An 18,048-nucleotide genomic window follows, 5' to 3' on the forward strand; every position below is an offset into this window, starting at 1 on the left:
GATGTGGAGCTCCTTGCGGGGTCACGCTTCACTGGTGGGTGTTGAGCTGGCGGACGAGGAGGAACAGCAGCGGGGCTCCGGTCAGGGCCGTCACGATGCCCAGGGGGAGTTCCTGGGCGGGGAGGGTGATCCGGGCCAGGACGTCCGCCCAGACCAGGAAGACGGCGCCGAGCAGGGCGGCCACCGGGAGGAGCCGTCGGTGCGCGGTGCCGACGCACAGCCGTGCGACGTGGGGGATGATCAGGCCGACGAAGCCGATGCCTCCTGAGGCGGAGACGAGGGCTCCGACGCAGAGCGCGACGATCACCATGATGGTGGCGCGCAGTCGGAGCGGGGAGATCCCGAGTGTCTGCGCGGTGTTGTCGCCGATGGCCAGCGCGTCCAGGGGTCGGGCCTTGACGGTGAGGACGGCGAGGGTGGCGAGCACCACGGCCCCGGTGATCAGGGCGGATTGTCCGGTGGCCAGTGTCAGTGAGCCCAGGGTCCAGAAGAGGACGGAGCGGCCTGCGTCGGGGTCGTCGGAGGCGAAGATCAGGAACGAGGTGAGTGCTTGCAGGACGTAGCCGACGGAGACGCCGGCGAGGACGAGCCGGGTCGAGGTCATCTGTCCGCCGACGTGGGCGAGCAGGAAGACTCCTACGCCGGCGGCGAAGGCGCCGATGAAGGCGCTGCCGGCGAGTGAGCCTGAGCCGATGCCGGTTCCGACTCCGAACAGGATGGAGGCGGCTGCCAGGGTGGAGGCGCCGGAGGTCACTCCGAGGAGGTAGGGCTCGGCGAGGATGTTGCGGGTGAGTGCTTGGAGGGCGACGCCGGCGATGGCCAGGCCGGCGCCGACGGCGGCGCCGAGGAGTACTCGGGGTGTGCGTAGCAGCCAGACGATGGAGTCTTCGGTTCTCGTCCATGTCGTTTCGGCGGGTGTGCCGAGGAGGTGGTGTCCGAGTATCCCGGCCACGGTGTCCACCGGGATGGAGACCGGTCCGAGGCCGATCGCGGTCGGCAGGGTGAGGAGCAGGGCGAGGCACAGGCCGCTGATCCACAGTCTGGTGTGTCTTTTCCGACGGTCGTGGTCGAGGTCGTCGTCCGTGACGGTCAGTTGTGTCGTCGTGTTCATGGGGTGCGGTTTTTCAGGGTCATCGCTGCGACGAGTCCGGCGACGGTCATGGCGCTGAGGGCGATGACGGCGCCTTGGTAGCCTGCGGTGCTCATGGCGGTGCCGGAGGCGGCGGCGCCGAGGAAGAGTCCCAGGCTCATTCCGGCGGAGTTCAGGCTCAGGGCTGTTCCTCGGACGTCGGTGCAGCGGCGTACCAGCAGGGTGACGACTGCCGCGGAGACGACCGCGTGGCTGGCCGAGAGGATCGCCGTGCAGATCAGGGCGAGGGGCAGGACCGGTGCGGTGTAGACGCCGATCATGGCGATCAGTGCGGTCAGCAGGCTGATGGTCATCACTCGTTGGGCTCGCCGGTCGGATTCGTCGAGGTTGACCATCCGGCCGGAGATCAGGTGGCCGAGGAAGAACGAGCCGCCGCTGAGTGACCAGACGAAGGCGAACATCGACGATGTCAGTCCGAAGCGGTCGCCGTACAGCGGTGCGAGGAAGGCCAGGTGTCCCATGAATGCGCCGGCTCGGGCGAAGGAGACGGTCAGCAGGGGTACGGCGCCTGGGACTGCGGCGAGGGTGCGGAATGCGGCGATGTAGCCGAGCCGGGGGGCGTTGTCGGCGTGTTCGTCGCGTCCGAAGCGGTAGAGGATCGGCGCGAGGAGGAAGGCGATCACGGCGATGGCCACGAGGTCGCCCTGCCATCCCCACCACAGGGTGGGGATGATCAGGAGGGGCGCTCCGAGTGTGGAGGCCAGGGTCTGCGATGTCATGACCAGGGCGGCGCCTCTGCTGGCGGCCGGGCCGGTGCCGAATCGGTCGGCTGCCGCTGAGGACAGGGCCGGGTACAGGAGCGCATTCGATACCCCGGTGAGCAGGCAGAATGCGGCGAGTGCCGGGATCCAGGCGGCTGTGCCGATGAGGGCGGCGATGCCGAGCAGGACGAGGGAGGCGGCGGCGACCCGTCCGGGGGCGATCCGTCCGATGAGGGGTGCCAGGGCGATGCCGGTCAGGACGGCGCCGATGCCGGCGAGTCCGCGCATCGAGCCTACTTCGGCGTGTCCGTCACCGACGGCTTCGGCGATGGGGACGAGATATGTCGTGAAGATCGTGAAGGGGAGGAGGCCTGCCGCTGAGGCCAGTAGGGTCGGCCAGACCGCTGCGATGATGCGTCTTTCGCTGGGCAGGGCTTCGGGGGGTGTCGTGTCGCTCATGGGTTCCTCGAGAGGCCGGTGCGGATCATGTCGAGGTCGGTGTCGAAGTCCTGGATGGTGAAGGCCGTCGACAGGGCTTCGCCTTCGCGGGTTTTCGCTGCTTGCCGTAGTTCGTCCTCGTATCGGGTCAGCAGTGCGTCGATGGTGGGGCAGTCGACGTCGAGGTGGCGGGCCACGCCTTGGATGATTTTGGTGCGGTAGTAGTCCTCTTTGGGCATTCGTGGGATGTCCCATTGGTCTGTGCTGTTGCGGAAGACCTGTGGGATCGGGATGGCGGAGAAGTCGAAGTACCTTCCGGCCCGGTCCGGGGTGGAGAAGGGGTCGATGAGGAGGGATGCGTAGCGCACGTAGACGAGGTACTCCTGGTGGATCGTGGGTAGTTGTTCGAAGGCGGCGATGTCGGCCGGGCTGATGCTTTCCGGGCGGACGGGGTAGCTGTCTTCGAGCATGAAGGCCAGCAGGTTGAGGCTGGGGCTGCCCAGTGCGGTGGTGATGGCTGTCATTTCCCGCCACATGGCGACCATGGTGTGGATCAGTGACGGGGTGATCGGGCCTTCGGGGAAGAGTTTGTAGACGTATTTCGTGGTGTCGGGGGTGCCGAATACGGCGTCGAGGGTGACCTCGTTCATGAACAGGGCGGGGTGGACGTACAGCGAGATGTTGCGGGTTTCTGCGTGGACGGGCCGGTCGAGGGGTTCGATGTCGGTGCCGGTGGTGGCGTAGAGGGTGCGGAGGAGTTCCAGGGTTTTCGAGCGGGGGGTGGTGGAGCCTGCGTAGATCCGGCGTTTGGCGCCTGCGGTCAGCACGGTGGCCGAGGGTTCGCCGTGGGGCCATCGGGTGTCGCCGAGGTAGCTGGAGAAGCTGATCACTTCGGGGTGCAGGCCTTGTTGTGCGGTGTATTCGCTGACGAGTGAGCCTGATCCGAGGGTGGGGGAGGACAGGATGATCCGGGTGGTCTGTTCGAGGACTTCCGGGGGGAGTTGTTTCAGGACGGGGAGATAGGCGTCTGCGGTGACGGTGAGGATGAGGGTGTCCCACCGGCCGGTGACGTCCGGGTAGCGGTGGAAGCGTTCTTCGATCTGGTGTCGGCCGGACAGTGCTCGGTGTCGGTCGTTCTGGACGTCGACCTGGAGGATGCCGTCGGTGGTGTTCAGCGCGTGGAGGAAGGAGTCCGAGCGTGGTGTTCCTCTGCCGGCGATGCCGACGGTGGTGCTGATCCGGGCGGCGAGTATCGCGGTCTGGACTGCGGTGGGTCCGGTTCCGGCGATGAGTACTCTTCCGAGGTTTTCCACGGGTCAGCCGGCCTTTCCGGCGTGGTCGGGTTTTGTGTAGACGGCGACGTCGAAGACTTGGTTGGGGTGGTGGACCGTGCTGATCTGTTGCCAGTGTTCGGGATTGACGTCTTGCCGGGGGTAGTTGAACAACGATTTGAGTCCGTCGCCGAATCGCATGGCGACGACGACGTCGTCGCGGGTGATCGGGTGCAGTCGTTCGAGGAGGTCGTATTTGGTTTCGACGGTGGAGCTGAAGACGATGTGGGTGGCTTCGGCGGTGAAGGGCAGTTCTTCGATCGGTCGGCATTCGAGGGTGATGTCCGGGGTGCCGGCCAGGGTTTTCACGACGCGTCGTCCGAGTTCGACGGCTTCGGGGTCGATGTCGAGTCCGGTTACGGAGGCGCCGGTGCGTTCTGCGATGGTGAGCAGGGTCATCGGGAAGGATCCTGAGCCGATGAGGAGGACCGCTGATTCCCGGGTCGGGGCGAGTGCGCCGAATTCTTGGTCGATGCACGTTTCGACGTTGGCGAAGTAGCCGTCTGTTCCGGTTTGTCCTTCTATCAGGCGCAGGGCGCGATATTTTTCCGTGACTGCGGCGCAGCGTGCTGATTGTGTGCGTAGTTCGGTGGTCAGTGTGGCGAGTTCTGCGGGTCGGCTGTGTTCGAGTTGGGCGAACAGTTCGATGTGGTGTTCGTCGGTGACGAGGATCGAGTAGTCGGCCATCAGTTCTTCGAGTTCGGCTGCTTGCCGGGTGGATCTGTCGTATCCGTCTGCGGCTGCGCGGAAGCGGTCTCGGAAGTGGCGTAGGCGGTGGTGGAGGGTGTGGGCTTCGGCGGAGGGTTCCCTGGGGGTGGGTGTCGTGTGTTCATCCATGGATGTAGGCCTTTCCTTCGGCCACGATGCGGACGTGTCCGTCGATCTGCAGGTGGTGTGTGCCGTGGGTCCGGTGGTCGACGTGGACCTGCATGGGTCCGCCGGGTAGTCGGAGGCCGAGGTGTATCGACCTGTGGTGTTGTGCGGACAGGTAGGCGCCTACGGAGGCGGTGCCTGATCCGCAGCTGCCTTCCCAGATGAGGCTGCCCAGGGCGGGCACGCTCACGAGTGGGGTGAGTTCGGCCCGGTCGGGGTCGTAGAGCAGGACGGCGATCACTGCTGCGTTTTCGTCTGCTGCGAGTTGGGCGGCGGCGTCTTCGGCGTGTTTTCGCATCGTCTGGTCGGGTTGTGAGCATTCGACCACGAGGTGGACGGCGTCGGGGTAGCGGACCAGGGCTGAGCGCAGGTGTGTTCTGCCGGGGAAGGTGTAGTTCTCCACGCCGATCGGGTCGGGGACGGTGAGTCGGCACGTGTAGTCGGCGCCGAGGCGTTCGACGTCGCAGGGGACGGAGGTGGTGGAGCCGGATGTTTCCAGGACGATTTCGGTCCGGTGGCCGTTGTCGAGTCCGTTTTCTGCGGCGGTGAGTGCTGCCAGGGCCATGCAGGCGTTGCCGCAGAATTCGTTGCCGGCCATGTGTAGGCGGGTGTGGGCTTGGGGTGTGGTCGGTGGCCGGACGAAGCCGACTTGTTCGGCGTGGACGTGGCACTCGGAGAGCAGTTGGTTGGCGATCGAGGGGTAGTCGGCGGGGTGGTGTTGGCTGGTGACCAGGACGGTCATGTTGCTGGTGGGGCTGAGTTTGACGAAGTCGACTTCGTGGGTGATCCGGGGTGTCTGCCGGGGCGGGGGTTTTCTGGTGCAGTTGTCCTGTCGGGTCATGATGCGGACAGGCGGCTGGCGATGAGTTCGATTCCGTCGACGGCGAGTGGTCCGGGGGAGGTGTAGAAGTAGTTCAGCGGGAGTACTGCGCCGTCTTTGTGGACGGTGGCCAGGCCTTTGAGTTCTGGTCGGGTGCGCAGTTGTTTCACGACGTCTTCGTCGGTTTCGGTGTTCGACGATCCGGTGGGCAGGTACATCCCGAAGACGAGGTCGGGTTCTTTGCCGATCAGTTCTTCGGTGCTGGGTTCGAAGTAGCGTTTGGGGACGTCGGCGAAGACGTTCTTCAGGCCGAGTGCGGTCATCTGTTCGGAGACCAGTGATTGTCCGCCGTAGGAGCCGATGCCGCCTTTGGCGGGCACGTAGAGGGGGGCTGCGGTCTTGCCTGTGTGGGTGGTGAGGCGTTCTTTGGCGGCGGTGACGCGGTCTTGCATGCGTTTGACGGATTCTGTGGCCTTCTGGCTGGTGCCGAAGAGGCGGCCGTAGTTGTTGACGTCTTGGTAGATCAGGTCGAAGCCGTTGGCGCCGTTGGTGCTGCGTCCGGGGATGCCTCCGCAGTATCCGCTGACGGTGAGGAGTTTCGTGCCGGCTTGTTCGAGGCGTTTGGCGAGGGCGTTGATGTCGACGCCTTTGGTGATGTCGGTGCCGATGACGACGTCGGCTTTGGAGTTCAGGATCATCTCGTAGGAGACGTTGTGTGAGTCTTCGCTGACGCGTTCGGCGCGTTCGACCAGGGCTTTGGTGTCTTGTTCGAAGGGCACTTTCAGGCTGCCGGCGTAGTGGGTGATCTTGTCTCCGGCTCCGGCGGCGACCAGGAGGGAGGGTGCTTCTGAGCCGATCGCGAGGATGCGTTTCGGGGGGGTGTCGAAGGTGACGTCGCGGCCGCAGCTGTTGATGGTGATCGCTGTCGAGCCGTTTTTTGCTGTGCCTGTGGTGCCGGCGGGGGTGCAGCCGGTGGCGGTGATCAGGAGGGCTGTTGTGAGGGCGAGTCCGGGGCGAAGTTTCCGCATGGGTCGTAGCTCTCCATATCTCACCGGTTCAGGTTTTCGGGCTGTGCCGGTCGTGGTGCGGGGGTGTGGGGGTGGTGGTGTCGGGGTTGTCGGCTGGGTGGCAGCCCGAAGGTTAATAATAATGATTATTAGAGTCAAATAATGAGGTTAGCCTAAGCTTTAGGCGGCGGTCGCGGTATGTCGCCCCTGGTGATCCGACCGGCGACAGGCCTCGTGACCTCGCCTTTCGGCCTTGCCCGTCGATCTCAGCGAATATCCTTGATCGTCATGAGCATTCGAGCTGACGCGCGCCGGGCTCGTGCGCACGTGCTCCTGGTGGTGACGGCGATGATCTGGGGTTTCGCCTTCGTCGCCCAGCGGGTCGGCGCGGAGCATGTCACGGCGTACACCTTCAATGGCACCCGTTTCCTCCTGGGTGCCGCGTCATTGGTGCCCCTGGTCTACGTCGTGGACCGTCGTCTGCGGACGGTCGACGGGGCCTCCCGGTGGCGTGCGGTGCTCTGGCCGGGGGTGGCGACCGGCGGGGTGCTCTTCACCGGGTCGGCCTTGCAACAGGCCGGGTTGGGGCACACCACGGCAGGTAATGCCGGGTTCATCACCTCGTTGTACATCGTGATCGTGCCGGTGTTGGGGGTCTTCCTGCGTCGCCGGGCGACGTGGATGACCTGGGCCGGGGTGGTGCTGGCCGTGGTGGGGCTCTACCTGTTGAGCGTCACCGAGGGCGTGTCGATCTCCTATGGCGACGGCCTGGTGCTGGTGTGTGCGCTCTTCTTCGCCGCGCACATCCTGTTGGTGGGGGCCTTCAGCGGGCGGGGGCTGGATCCGTTGCGTTTCTCGGTGGTCCAGTTCGTGACGAGCGGCGTGTTCAGCTGCGCGGTGGCCTTGGCCGTGGAGGAGGTGCCTTTTGCGGGGACTTCGCAGGCGGTGGTGCCGATCCTGTACGGGGGGCTGCTCTCGGTGGGGGTGGCGTACACCTTGCAGGTGGTGGCCCAGGCGGATGCGGAGCCGACCACGGCGGCGTTGTTGATGAGTCTGGAGGCGGTCTTCGGTCTGGTCGGCGGGATGGTCTTCCTGGGGGAGCAGATGACGGTGCGGGGGTTGACCGGGTGTGCGGTGATGTTGGCCGGGATCGTGGTCGCCCAGTTGGGTGAACCTGACCGGGCATGAAAAATGCCCTCCCCCGGGCAAGCAGCCGGCGCCTGGCCGCTGTACCGAGGAAGGGCAGATGTCTCTCAGGCGTCAGGCCTGCTTGGGTGCGCGCTGGGCTTCGACCTTGGGCGCTTCGCGGATGATCATCCCGCCGGTGTTGACCTGGTTGACGACCTCGGACGCATTCTGTCCGATGGTGATCTGGGTCTCCTTGGCGGGCAGGCGGTTGCAGAGCCACTGGTCGCCCGGGTTGTGGGTGTCGGTCTCGAAGACTCCGGTGACCTTTCCGGTCACCTCCTGGTGCCCCTTGTCGAGGCGGAAGCTCTCACCCGGCTTGGCCGTGATGGCCCGCCAGGATTCGGTGGTGCTGCCGTAGGCGAACGCCCAGGTGTTCTGGAAGGCGGCCTTCACATTGACGATGCCCTTGATGCTGGCGCTGGCCTCGACATTCCACCCGATGGTGTTCGTCTTGGTGTAGGTCTCTGCGTTTCGCAGCGTCAGGGTGAGTTCTTTCTGGGTGTTGTTGGTCTGGATGACACCCTTCTTCTCCAGGATGAACTTCGAGCTGATCGGCTCGAACTTGTACTTCTTGAAGCCGACCCCAGACTTCGGATCGCGGGTCATCTTGGCGCACATCTCGGTGATGGTGGTGTGCATTCTGTCGATAGCAATTTTTTCGTTCGGCGGAACCAAACGGAACTGGTGAGCATTCTTGCAGTGATGGTTCTTTTGGCATTCGTCCCAAGCCTGGGCGTGGTACTTGGGGTGCTTCTTCTTGAAATCTTCGCTGTAGGCTAATGCGAAGCGGGCAAATTGAACATTCCCATATTTCTCCTCGCTTGCCTTAATGATTTTTTTGACTTCTTCAAATTCGGGTGAAGATGCCTGCGCCGCAGCGGGGGCGAGGCTGAAGGCTAGCGCGCCAGTGGCGGCGATGGCGAAGAGTTTTCTGAAGGAAGACCTGCGGATCATGCTCGAAATCCTGTCTACTGTGACAAAGATGGTGAGGCTTCTGGGGTTGGGGGCCTGTCCGTGAGTGCGGCCGGCTCCTTCGTCGTCGGCCTCGTGCTGTGGAGCATTCGCAACGTAGACAGATATGCTGTGTGAAGCTTGAATATATTCTGCACTCTACATCCATAGGGCCTTGACCTGCATCAATAGGCTTTGACTATTAGGTTTCCTGAATGGCTGTGCGAAAGTTTTGTCATATCCGGCCGCCCAATTCACCGGTCTGTCCGTATTTGATCCGATAAATCCATTAATGACATTAAATGGCGTATATTAATTCGCTGTCCTCTCGCCGACAGCGGTCGGTGGAGCCCGCCCGAGGTGGCTGACGGCACCGAGCGACCCTCCCCGGCGCAGCAGATCGGCGCCCCCGAATCCTGAGATCCGGCGGCGCCGATCCGATAGTTCTCCGAGAGGAAATATGCCACCCCCGGAGACAGCGATTACCGTTTGATGCGGTTGATGCTCTCCTTGTACGCCTCGGCGGACTTCGGCATCTGCGCGGGGTTGTGCAAGGAGTTCGTCACATTCCCCTCCGCCTCCATGAAGTAGTTCTCCATGACCAGGACGTCCTTGTTCTGCTCGAAGAACTCGAACATCTTCCGGATGTAGAACGGATTGTCACCGCTGCCGTGCTTGTCAGTGGCCGAGAGCCCCCACTCGCTCACGGCAAAACCCTTCTGATGCTTCCTGGCGAAAGCCGCCACATCGGCCAACCCGGCAGCCAACGGAGGATTGATCCGCTTCTTCCACTCCCGCTCGTTACGGCCCTTGATATGCCACCAGTCGTAGTCATTGCAGCCGACGACATCGACCCGCTCATTACCCGGGTAGAGCCTTTCCAACGAGTCCATCCGGTTGAGCTGACCGGTCATCGCCCGGCCGCAGCCGATGATGAAACCGAACTTCAGCCCCGGCGTCTCCTGCTTCATCACCATGGCGATACGGTTCCAGGCATCCCGGAACTTGGGGGCGTTGAGATAGGTGGCACTCCACTTGTACCAGTCGCCATTGGCCTCCCAGCCGATGTTGACCAGCGCGTTCCCCCGACCGTTCTCCTTCAGGGCGCGCGCATTCAGTCGCCAGACCTCGTCCTGGTCGCCCTTGATGATCGAGTCGAAGGTGACGGAGTTGTCGCTGGGGATCATCGCCAGGTTGTACGACATCAACCCACCGAAACCGGAGAACGTGCTGACATTCCAGCGTGAGTCGGCCAGCGAGTCCGGGCCGGACGACGGGTGCAGCACCCGCTTGTTCGAATAGGAGGTGACGGCGTCGATCGGGTGGCCGCGCCAGTGTCCGACATTGTCGACGGCGGCCGCGGTGTGCGGGGCGCCGCGCCAGATCCCGGAGAACCAGGGCAGCCCGGACCGAGGTTTGGCACCGAGGATCCGCTCGGCCGGGGTCTTGTGCTGAGGCGCTGCCGGAGCTGCTTCCGGAGCGATGGCCGGCGCGTCGGCGGCGGCAGCAGGCGCGGCCGACGCCGACGCGCACAAGGGGGTGGCCAGGCAGAAGGCGACCAGGGCCGCCGTGCCGGCGACCGCCGTTCGTCGACGTGGTCTGAAGGCATCAATCATGTTGCTGTGCTCCCGTGTTGGGCGGTAAGGGTCCCCAGCCTAGGAGACGGTCCTACATGATGTGTCCTGTGGTTCAGGGAAACTAGCTGAGCTTGAGATCTTTTGAACCGGTAGGGGTTTCGCCAAGATGGTGGGTCCCGTGTTGAGGAGCGCCGCTCGACGGCGCGAAGGATGCCCTAGGAGGCATGGATGCGTAAAGGTATGTCCACGACGGTGGTGGCCGCGCTGGTCACAGGACTGTCACTGGGAATGACCCCAGTGGCCTCCGCTGCCGAAAAACCCGCTTCGCCGACGAAATCCAGCCAAATTCGCGGCTACTGGGTCGATGCCTTCAACCCGGGGATCTTCTCAGCCAACGAGATCCGCACGATGATCGCCGACGCCCGCGCCGCCCGCGCCAACGTCCTCTTCGTGCAGACCGTCCGCCGCTTCGACTGCTTCTGCAACAAGGGCCACCACCCCCGCACCGACGCCGCCATCGCCCCGGCCCCCTTCGACCCCCTGGCCGAGATCGTCAAACAAGCCCACGCCGCCGGACTCCAGGTGCACGCCTGGGTGAACGCCACGACGCTGTGGAATTCCACGAAAGCCCCCCGCGACACCAAACACGCCTACCACAAGCACGGCCCCAACGCCCAAGGCCGCGACCGGTGGCTCAACAAGAGAGTCGACGGAAAAGAGATCGTCGACAACAACACCTATGTCGACCCGGCACACCCCGACGTCGTGGAAGACATCGTCGCCGGCGCCGCAGCCCTCCAGAAGCAGTACGACATCGACGGCATCAACCTCGACTACATCCGCTATCCCGACAACAACTCCACGGAGAGCGCCAACGACTGGGGATACACCGACACGGCACTCGCCCGCTTCAAAGCGCACACCGGACGTACCGACCGCCCCGCCCCCACCGACGAGCAGTGGTCGGCCTGGCGACGCGGACAGGTCGACAACATCGTCCGCCGCGTCTACGCGACCCTCTACAGCCACAACCCGAAGACCCGACTGTCCGTCAACGGGATCACCTACGGCGTCGGCAGCGACCAGGTCGGCTCCTTCGAGAAGACCCGCCCCTACGGCAGCGTCCTCCAGGACTACCGCGCCTGGATGCGCGACGGATACATCGACACCGTCGCCGCCATGAACTACAAGCGGGAGAGCCGCCCCGAACAAGCCCAGGGATTCCGCAGCTGGAACAAGACCCTGCAGAAACTCGCCACCGACTCCGGACGACACGTCATCTCCGGGACCGCGCTGCACCTCAACACGATCCCCGAGTCACTGACCCAGGCCAAAGAAGTCGCCGGCCACGGACTGGGCTGGGGCGGATACTCCTACGCCTCACCGTCGTCGACAGCCGCCGGCGGCAACGCGGCCAAACGGGCCAGCGAACGCAAGGCCCTCCACGAGTCGCTGGTCAAGGAGGTCTTCACCGCACCGGCAGCCGTGCCGGAGATGCCCTGGAAACAGTCCACCGGCCTGATCTCCGGGAAAGCCCTCCAAGGTGGGAAAGCGGCCGACCAGGCCACCGTCACCCTGACCCCGGTGGGCGGCAACGGCGGACCGAAGACGGTACTCACCGACGCCTCCGGGCAGTTCGTCTTCGCCGCCTTGGCCCCCGGCCAATACAAGGCGGAGGTGAAGGTCGGCGGCCAGGGCAAGGCCGGCGCCCCGGTGACCGTCCAGGTGACGGCGGGTAAGACGGCAGGGGCGGAACTCACCGCACCCTGACCGCCTGCTCAACAGGCGCGAATCGGCCTCACAACGGTTGCAGAACAGATACATTCGTTACGATCTGATGTCATTTGCCGGGAAAGTCCGATCTGACCTGTCCCGCCCGAGAAGGCGCACGTAGCGTGCGAAATGACTGTTTTGTATACATCTGCGACGGCACGTCCGCACACCCCTTCCCGGAGTCCCGCGGACGTGCCGGACGCATCGTCAGGATCATGAGGAAGAGACGTGACGCGTCGAGGGTCGATCGCATCGTGGTCGCTCGCGGGGGTCCTGCTGCTCACCGCAGCAGCCCCGGCGGTGGCCCAGGTGCGCACCGCAGACCGTCCTTCCGAGGTCATCTCCACGGCCGCCCCCGACCCGGCGACCACCTCCCCCCTCGGAGAAACGCCCGGGACACCCCCGCACACAGGTGAGAACCCGACCGCCGGGCAGGAGGGCCGCACCGGCCGGATCTGCACCGCACAACGTCGGAAAGCGGTCGAACGCAGAACCGGACGCGCCCGGCGGGACACCTGCCCCCGATGCGACCAGGGCCCGGTCGCCTGGCGCCTGGCCAACCGGCTGATCCACCGGTGGGAAACGTCCTCCCGATCAGCCAGGAACTCGGCCTCCCCGGCCGACCGACGCGCGCACGGCCACCCGTCCCGCAGCGACGGACGGGCCGATTCGCGCTGCCGCCCGGTAGGACCCGCCCCTCATCGGGGACCGACCGCGACCGAGCACCCCGACCGCAGCCCACAGCGGCAGGCCGGCGAACTCGTCCAACGCCTGCTGTCCTCCGGTCTCAGGGCCCTGTCCTCCGGCCTCGGCGGTCGATGACGGCACGGCCGACGCCGAAGTCGTGACCGGGCGGATGGTCGGGGGGCCACCCGCCCGGTCTCTGCCACACGGCACAGCCGCCCGCCACGGTTCTGGGTTTCCTTGATGCGGGCGTCCAGCTTCTTTTCACCGCCGATATTTAGCGTCGGACCGTATGGCGACATTGTTGGTGGCTCCATCGGACGGGAAAAAGGCCTCAGGTGACGACACCCGGGGGAAAGATTTCACCTCGGCGCAGGATTGGCCCTCCTGGGACGAATACTTCGCCTCGAATGTGTCCGCCGCGCGAGAACGGGAATGGCATATCGACTGGGGAGCCGACGTGGCGCTGTCCCGCCGGGAGGAGAACCGGTGGGTGGACTCCTGGCGGGCCTTCCACACCGCCGTCTGCGTCGACGGCAGGCGGCTGCCCGCCGTGCTGGACGCCAAGGGTTACGCCTATGCGTCGGGGGTCTCCTCCTTGATCGCCGAGCGTCGTCGACATGCCCGGCTGGCCCGGATGCTGCTCGCCCGGTTCGACGCCGACGTGCTGCTGCGCCCCGGGTCGTCGCCGCTCGGCGGGGCCGGTCGGCGAGGGCTGGGCCGGCTGGGCGTGCTGGGAGTGCTCTGCCTGTGGGCGGTGGTCACCGCCGTGGCCACGGTCTATTACGGCTGGGCGCAGGCCGGGGCGCCGGACCCGGTGATCCGCGCGGTCGCGGGCTGCCTCCTGCCGGAGGTGTCCGCGCACGCCCGTTTCCTGGAGTCGGTCCTGGCCGAGTCGTTCGCCGGGGTCGGTGCCTTCCGGGCAGGAGCCTGGTCCTTCCTGTGGGCGCTCTCGGCGGTGGTGGCGGCCCTGGCGATGGGGTGGCGTCATGCGGCCGTCCTGGCCGGGAAGGGCGGTTCCCGGGTGCAGGTGGCCGTGCAGACCTGGCAGGCCGTGGACGGTGCGCGTCGGTCTGCGATGCGGCAGGCGGCGCGTCGCCGGAAGTTCCCGTTCTGACCGGACACCGGTGTGGCATTTACCACGCGTTTTCTGCGGATATCCCAGATGTCGGCAGGTTTTCGCCCAGAAGATATGTCAGGCTAAGTATTGACGGAATATCCGAAATCGGATGGTGTCGCCGTGGGTGGGGGAATGCCCGGGCGGGATGGCGGGGAAATACACCATGTCTGCCATGACGGGAGTGTGCGCCGTGCGTGAAATGTATGTGGAGACCCCGGCCGGTCGTATAGCGGTGCAGGATTACGGCGGCAGCGGGGTCGATGTCCTCTTCGTGCATTCTCTGGGTTTCTGCGGGCCGCAATGGAGACTGCTGGCGGAGGCGGTGGCCGACCGTTGCCGCCCGGTCTCCTTCGATCTGCCCGGTCACGGCCACACGTCGGTGCCCCTGCGGGAGGCGGACGATCTGTGGCGTTGTCTCGCCGAGGTGATCGAAGGCGCGGGGCTGGAACGCCCGGTGGTGGTGGCGCATGACATGGCGGTCTGGCCGGCGATGGTGACCGGGGTCGTGCACGCCGACCTGGTGCGGGCGCTGGTCCTGGTGGGTGGTTCGATGGCGCGGACGCTGGAGGGTCGGGGGTTGCTGGCCGATCCCGATCTTCGCCGGGCACTGGTGGAGCGTTTCCGGGTGGGGGCGACGGGGCGGGGCGTCGAAGCGGCCCGGGAGTTGCAGCGGGAGTTGGTGGCTCGGGTCTCCGAGGACTGGATGTTGTCCGGCCTGGAGTCGGGCTTCGGCGCGGAGATCGAGCATTCGATCGTCTTCGGGGCCGATGGCAGATGGGTCAACACGCCGACCGTGGAGACGATGGAGAATGCTTTCCGGTTCGACGGGCCGTCGTCCTTGGCGCCGTCGCCGGAGTTGTACGCCCAGTTGTGGGTGCCGACCTGGTTGGTGGGTCTGTCGGAGGGTTTCGACGGGAATCTGCTGGACGCCGGTCGTGACCTGTCGGAACGCTATCCGCAGATCTCGGTCCGGTTGTTGATGAGTGGGCAGTGGCCGCAGTACACCGCTGTGCCGGAGTTGGCCGAGGTGGTGGGCTCGGTGATCAGGCAGGTGGCGGTGGGTGAGCGGGCTTCCGGTTCTCGCTGAGCCAGTTTGTTTGAATGTGATGACAATGTATTGACAGTGCTAGAGGCGCGGCGTTGAATGGGAACCAGACACCGCGGCCACGGGAGGAACCGCCGCGAAAAAAACATCCGCGCAGCGCACCCGCGCAGCGACGGACACCAGTCGAAAGGCCCCCGGCGATGACCCCCAACCCGCGCCCCCTCAACACCATGACCGAGACTGGACCCACCGTCCTGTGGAACGACTCGGCCGACCCCCAGGAACTCGCCGAATCAATCTCCTACGGAGCCGTCGGAGCGACCTGCAACCCGGTCATCGCCGTCACCTGCGTCAAAGCCGACCTGCCCCGCTGGTCCACCCGCATCGCCCAGATCGCCGCCGACCACCCCACCAAGAGCGAATCCGAGATCGGCTGGCAGATCGTCGAAGAACTCTCCATCGACGCAGCCAAACTCCTCGAACCCGCCTTCGAGAAATACGCCGGACTCAACGGGCGACTCTCCATGCAGACCGACCCCCGCCTGCACCGCGACGCCCAAGCACTCGCCGACCAGGCCGAACACTTCCACGGCCTCGCCAAGAACATCATCGTGAAGATCCCCGCCACCTCCGTAGGCCTCGAAGCCATCGAAGAAGCCACCTACCGAGGCGTCTCCGTCAACGTCACCGTCTCCTTCACCGTCGCCCAGGCCGTCGCCGCCGGCGAAGCCATCGAACGCGGCCTGCAACGACGCGAAGCCGAAGGCCACCCGACCGAAGGCATGGGACCGGTCGTCACCATCATGGTCGGCCGCATCGACGACTGGCTGAAAGAGTGCTACGCCGCCGACGGCCTCTGCTTCGACCCCGGCCACCTCGAATGGGCCGGCGTCGCCGTCATGAAGAAGGCCTACCGCGAATTCACCGCCCGCGGCCTACGCTCCCGACTGCTCGCCGCCGCCTATCGCAACGCCCTGCAATGGACCGAATTCGTCGGCGGCGACCTCGTCCTCTCCCCGCCCTTCGCCTGGCAGAAACGCTTCCAGAACAGCGGGATCGACCCCCGACCCCGCATGGACCTCCCCGTCGACCAGGACATCGTCGACACCCTCTACGCGCAGATGCCCGAATTCCGCAAGGCCTACGACGTCGACGGCATGACCCCCGCCGAATTCGACGACTTCGGAGCCACCCGCAGGACGCTGCGCCAATTCCTCGCAGCCGACGCCGAACTCGACCAGCTCGTCGTGGACGTCATCGTCCCCGCCGTCTGAACACCCCCCCGCGACGGTACGCCGGAGGCCACCCCGGCCACTCGGCGTACCGTCTTCCCCGTGCCCTCCGCCCACACACGGCGACGGCACCCGCGCATTCCCCGCGCATGTCGAAGATGACGAAGGAGACGAAAGATGCCGTCCACCGTCCGCCTCACCGTCGGCCAAGCCGTGGTGCGCTTCCTCGCGAATCAGTGGTCCGAACGTGACGGCGTCGAACACCGCCTGTTCGCAGGCATCTTCGGCATCTTCGGGCATGGCAACGTCTGCGGGGTCGGCCAAGCCCTCCTCCAAGCCGAACTCGCCGCCGAACACGGCAGCCGAGACGCCGAACTGCCCTACTACCTGATCCGCAACGAACAAGCCGGCGTCCACGCCGCCGCGGCCTACGCCAAGACCACCGAACGACTCAGCACCCTCGCCGTGACCACCTCCATCGGCCCCGGCGCCACCAACATGGTCACCGGCGCCGCCCTGGCCACCACCAACCGGCTCCCGGTGCTGCTGCTGCCCTCCGACACCTTCGCCACCCGCTACCCCGACCCGGTGCTCCAACAGCTCGAACAGCCCCACAGCCCCGAGATCACCGTCAACGACGCCTTCCGGCCGGTCTCCCGCTACTTCGACCGGGTCACCCGCCCCGAACAACTCATCCCCGCACTCCTCGGCGCCTGCCGCGTGCTCACCGACCCCGTCGAAACCGGCGCCGCGACCGTCTGCCTCCCCCAGGACGTCCAAGCCGAAGCCTTCGACTTCCCGGAGGACTTCTTCCGCAAACGGATCTGGCACGTCGGACGCCCCGTCCCCGAACCCGCCGCACTGACCCGGGCCGTCGACGCCATCCGCGCCGCGAAGAAACCCCTACTCGTCGCCGGCGGCGGCGTCATCTACTCCGACGCCTCGGAAGCACTACGCGCCTTCGCCACCGCCACCGGAATCCCCGTAGCCGACACCCAAGCAGGCAAAGGCGCCATCAACTGGGACCACCCCTGCGCCGTCGGCGGACTCGGCTCCACCGGCAACCGGGCCGCGAACACCCTCGCCCGCGAAGCCGACCTCGTCATCGGCGTCGGCACCCGGTACAGCGACTTCACCACCGCCAGCCACACCGTCTTCGCCGACCCCGACGTCCGCTTCGTCAACCTCAACGTCGGCAGCTTCGACGCCGCCAAACACTCCGCCCAGATGCTGCTCGCCGACGCCCGCGCCGGACTCGACGCCCTCCGCGAAGCCCTCGACGGCTGGCAGAGCGACCCCGCCTGGACAGCCCACGGCCGGGAACTCCACCACGCCTGGCAACAGGTCGTCGACGAGTGCTACCACCGCGAACAGGAACCCCTGCCCGCCCAGACCGAAGTCTTCGGCGCCCTCAACGAACTCATGGGCGAATGCGACGTCGTCATCAACGCCGCCGGATCGATGCCCGGCGACCTGCAAACCCTCTGGCGGGCCCGCACCCCCGAGCAGTACCACCTCGAATACGCCTACTCCTGCATGGGATACGAGATCCCCGCAGCCATCGGCGTCCGGATGGCCCTCGACGACGCCGGGCACACCGACCGCCAGGTCGTCTCCATCGTCGGCGACGGCACCTACCAGATGCTGCCCGCCGAGATCGCGACCATGGTGCAGGAAGGACTGAACATCACCCTCGTCCTCCTGCAGAACCACGGCTTCGCCTCCATCGGCGCACTCTCCGAATCCCGGGGCAGCCAACGCTTCGGCACCCGCTACCGCCGCCGGAACACCGGATCAGGACGCCTCGACGGCGACCACATCCCCTTCGACCTCGCCGCCAATGCGGCCAGCTGGGGCGCGAAGGTACTGATCTGCGAAGGCATCGCCGACTTCCGGGAGAAGTACGCCGCCGCCGCCGAAACCGACGGCCCGGTCGTCCTGTACATCGAGACCGACCTCTACGGACCCAACCCGCCCGGATGCGCCTGGTGGGACGTCCCGGTCGCCGAGACCAGCGAACTGGACTCCACCCGGCGGGCCTACCAGGAATATCTCACCGAGAAGAAACACCAACGCCACTACCTCTGAGCCCACACCCTCACCACCCTGAACCTGAGCACCGGGCCCGGTGCTCAGGTTCAGGGTGGTGAGCAGGACT

General features: G+C 65.8%; 15 protein-coding genes. 7 read left to right on the forward strand and 8 right to left on the reverse strand.

The genetic code is table 11. From position 1 onward, the window contains the following. Nucleotides 1–28: 28 nt before the first annotated feature. The 6 genes from AUCHE_RS14330 to AUCHE_RS14355 are packed head-to-tail and all read right to left on the reverse strand — an operon-like array spanning nucleotide 29 to nucleotide 6,365. The gene (locus tag AUCHE_RS14330) at nucleotides 29–1,111 is read right to left on the reverse strand and encodes a FecCD family ABC transporter permease (protein ID WP_006504045.1); all 1,083 of its coding nucleotides are present in this window, start codon (nucleotides 1,109–1,111) and stop codon (nucleotides 29–31) included. Next, the gene (locus tag AUCHE_RS14335; RefSeq protein WP_006504046.1) at nucleotides 1,108–2,310 is read right to left on the reverse strand and encodes an MFS transporter; all 1,203 of its coding nucleotides are present in this window, start codon (nucleotides 2,308–2,310) and stop codon (nucleotides 1,108–1,110) included. Before AUCHE_RS14335 ends, AUCHE_RS14330 begins: the two co-directional genes overlap by 4 nt. Next, nucleotides 2,307–3,602: an opine metallophore biosynthesis dehydrogenase gene (locus AUCHE_RS14340; protein ID WP_006504047.1), complete on the reverse strand. Its 1,296-nt coding sequence runs from the start codon at nucleotides 3,600–3,602 to the stop codon at nucleotides 2,307–2,309. Before AUCHE_RS14340 ends, AUCHE_RS14335 begins: the two co-directional genes overlap by 4 nt. Nucleotides 3,603–3,605: 3 nt before the next feature. Next, on the reverse strand, nucleotides 3,606–4,457 hold the full coding sequence (locus AUCHE_RS14345) for a class I SAM-dependent methyltransferase (RefSeq protein WP_006504048.1): 852 nt from the start codon (nucleotides 4,455–4,457) through the stop codon (nucleotides 3,606–3,608). Then, nucleotides 4,450–5,334 (reverse strand): hypothetical protein, encoded by an 885-nt coding sequence (locus AUCHE_RS14350; protein WP_006504049.1) that lies wholly within the window; start codon nucleotides 5,332–5,334, stop codon nucleotides 4,450–4,452. Before AUCHE_RS14350 ends, AUCHE_RS14345 begins: the two co-directional genes overlap by 8 nt. Continuing rightward, a complete protein-coding gene (locus AUCHE_RS14355) occupies nucleotides 5,331–6,365 on the reverse strand; it encodes an ABC transporter substrate-binding protein (protein WP_245706943.1) in 1,035 nt (344 codons plus the stop codon). The genes AUCHE_RS14350 and AUCHE_RS14355 overlap by 4 nt, the downstream gene beginning before the upstream one ends. Nucleotides 6,366–6,608: 243 nt before the next feature. Between AUCHE_RS14355 and AUCHE_RS14360 the strand changes: the two genes are divergently transcribed. Further along, nucleotides 6,609–7,508: a DMT family transporter gene (locus tag AUCHE_RS14360; protein ID WP_006504051.1), complete on the forward strand. Its 900-nt coding sequence runs from the start codon at nucleotides 6,609–6,611 to the stop codon at nucleotides 7,506–7,508. A 72-nt stretch (nucleotides 7,509–7,580) separates the two neighbouring features. Here AUCHE_RS14360 and AUCHE_RS16830 read toward each other — a convergent pair whose 3' ends face one another. Both AUCHE_RS16830 and AUCHE_RS14370 read right to left on the reverse strand, forming a co-directional pair. After that, on the reverse strand, nucleotides 7,581–8,462 hold the full coding sequence (locus AUCHE_RS16830) for a hypothetical protein (RefSeq protein WP_006504052.1): 882 nt from the start codon (nucleotides 8,460–8,462) through the stop codon (nucleotides 7,581–7,583). A gap of 479 nt (nucleotides 8,463–8,941) precedes the next feature. Then, nucleotides 8,942–10,075: a glycoside hydrolase family 26 protein gene (locus AUCHE_RS14370; protein ID WP_006504053.1), complete on the reverse strand. Its 1,134-nt coding sequence runs from the start codon at nucleotides 10,073–10,075 to the stop codon at nucleotides 8,942–8,944. A gap of 189 nt (nucleotides 10,076–10,264) precedes the next feature. Between AUCHE_RS14370 and AUCHE_RS14375 the strand changes: the two genes are divergently transcribed. The 6 genes from AUCHE_RS14375 to iolD all read left to right on the forward strand — a co-directional run bounded on the left by AUCHE_RS14375 (nucleotide 10,265) and on the right by iolD (nucleotide 17,978). Further along, complete coding sequence (locus AUCHE_RS14375; RefSeq protein ID WP_006504054.1) at nucleotides 10,265–11,806, forward strand: family 10 glycosylhydrolase; 1,542 nt, start codon at nucleotides 10,265–10,267, stop codon at nucleotides 11,804–11,806. A 231-nt stretch (nucleotides 11,807–12,037) separates the two neighbouring features. Further along, nucleotides 12,038–12,631: a hypothetical protein gene (locus AUCHE_RS14380; RefSeq protein WP_006504055.1), complete on the forward strand. Its 594-nt coding sequence runs from the start codon at nucleotides 12,038–12,040 to the stop codon at nucleotides 12,629–12,631. Nucleotides 12,632–12,785: 154 nt separating this feature from the next. Further along, the gene (locus AUCHE_RS14385; protein WP_006504056.1) at nucleotides 12,786–13,610 is read left to right on the forward strand and encodes a hypothetical protein; all 825 of its coding nucleotides are present in this window, start codon (nucleotides 12,786–12,788) and stop codon (nucleotides 13,608–13,610) included. Between the two features lie 166 nt (nucleotides 13,611–13,776). Continuing rightward, nucleotides 13,777–14,700, forward strand: coding sequence for an alpha/beta fold hydrolase (locus tag AUCHE_RS14390; protein ID WP_162137264.1), 924 nt, complete (start codon nucleotides 13,777–13,779; stop codon nucleotides 14,698–14,700). A 158-nt stretch (nucleotides 14,701–14,858) separates the two neighbouring features. Further along, complete coding sequence (locus AUCHE_RS14395) at nucleotides 14,859–15,932, forward strand: transaldolase family protein (protein ID WP_006504058.1); 1,074 nt, start codon at nucleotides 14,859–14,861, stop codon at nucleotides 15,930–15,932. 135 nt (nucleotides 15,933–16,067) lie between these two features. Then, complete coding sequence (gene iolD, locus AUCHE_RS14400) at nucleotides 16,068–17,978, forward strand: 3D-(3,5/4)-trihydroxycyclohexane-1,2-dione acylhydrolase (decyclizing) (protein WP_006504059.1); 1,911 nt, start codon at nucleotides 16,068–16,070, stop codon at nucleotides 17,976–17,978. Nucleotides 17,979–18,048: the final 70 nt, after the last annotated feature.

Source organism: Austwickia chelonae NBRC 105200 (genome assembly GCF_000298175.1).
Classification (GTDB): Bacteria; Actinomycetota; Actinomycetes; order Actinomycetales; family Dermatophilaceae; genus Austwickia; species Austwickia chelonae.

Bases quoted from the DNA above. Each gene is read 5' to 3' on its own strand.
- iolD (WP_006504059.1), top strand. From the start codon at position 16,068: ATGCCGTCCACCGTCCGCCTCACCGTCGGCCAAGCCGTGGTGCGCTTC.
- AUCHE_RS14395 (WP_006504058.1), top strand. From the start codon at position 14,859: ATGACCCCCAACCCGCGCCCCCTCAACACCATGACCGAGACTGGACCC.
- AUCHE_RS14330 (WP_006504045.1), bottom strand. From the start codon at position 1,111: ATGAACACGACGACACAACTGACCGTCACGGACGACGACCTCGACCAC.
- AUCHE_RS16830 (WP_006504052.1), bottom strand. From the start codon at position 8,462: ATGATCCGCAGGTCTTCCTTCAGAAAACTCTTCGCCATCGCCGCCACT.
- AUCHE_RS14390 (WP_162137264.1), top strand. From the start codon at position 13,777: ATGTCTGCCATGACGGGAGTGTGCGCCGTGCGTGAAATGTATGTGGAG.
- AUCHE_RS14335 (WP_006504046.1), bottom strand. From the start codon at position 2,310: ATGAGCGACACGACACCCCCCGAAGCCCTGCCCAGCGAAAGACGCATC.
- AUCHE_RS14350 (WP_006504049.1), bottom strand. From the start codon at position 5,334: ATGACCCGACAGGACAACTGCACCAGAAAACCCCCGCCCCGGCAGACA.
- AUCHE_RS14360 (WP_006504051.1), top strand. From the start codon at position 6,609: ATGAGCATTCGAGCTGACGCGCGCCGGGCTCGTGCGCACGTGCTCCTG.
- AUCHE_RS14375 (WP_006504054.1), top strand. From the start codon at position 10,265: ATGCGTAAAGGTATGTCCACGACGGTGGTGGCCGCGCTGGTCACAGGA.
- AUCHE_RS14385 (WP_006504056.1), top strand. From the start codon at position 12,786: ATGGCGACATTGTTGGTGGCTCCATCGGACGGGAAAAAGGCCTCAGGT.
- AUCHE_RS14370 (WP_006504053.1), bottom strand. From the start codon at position 10,075: ATGATTGATGCCTTCAGACCACGTCGACGAACGGCGGTCGCCGGCACG.
- AUCHE_RS14345 (WP_006504048.1), bottom strand. From the start codon at position 4,457: ATGGATGAACACACGACACCCACCCCCAGGGAACCCTCCGCCGAAGCC.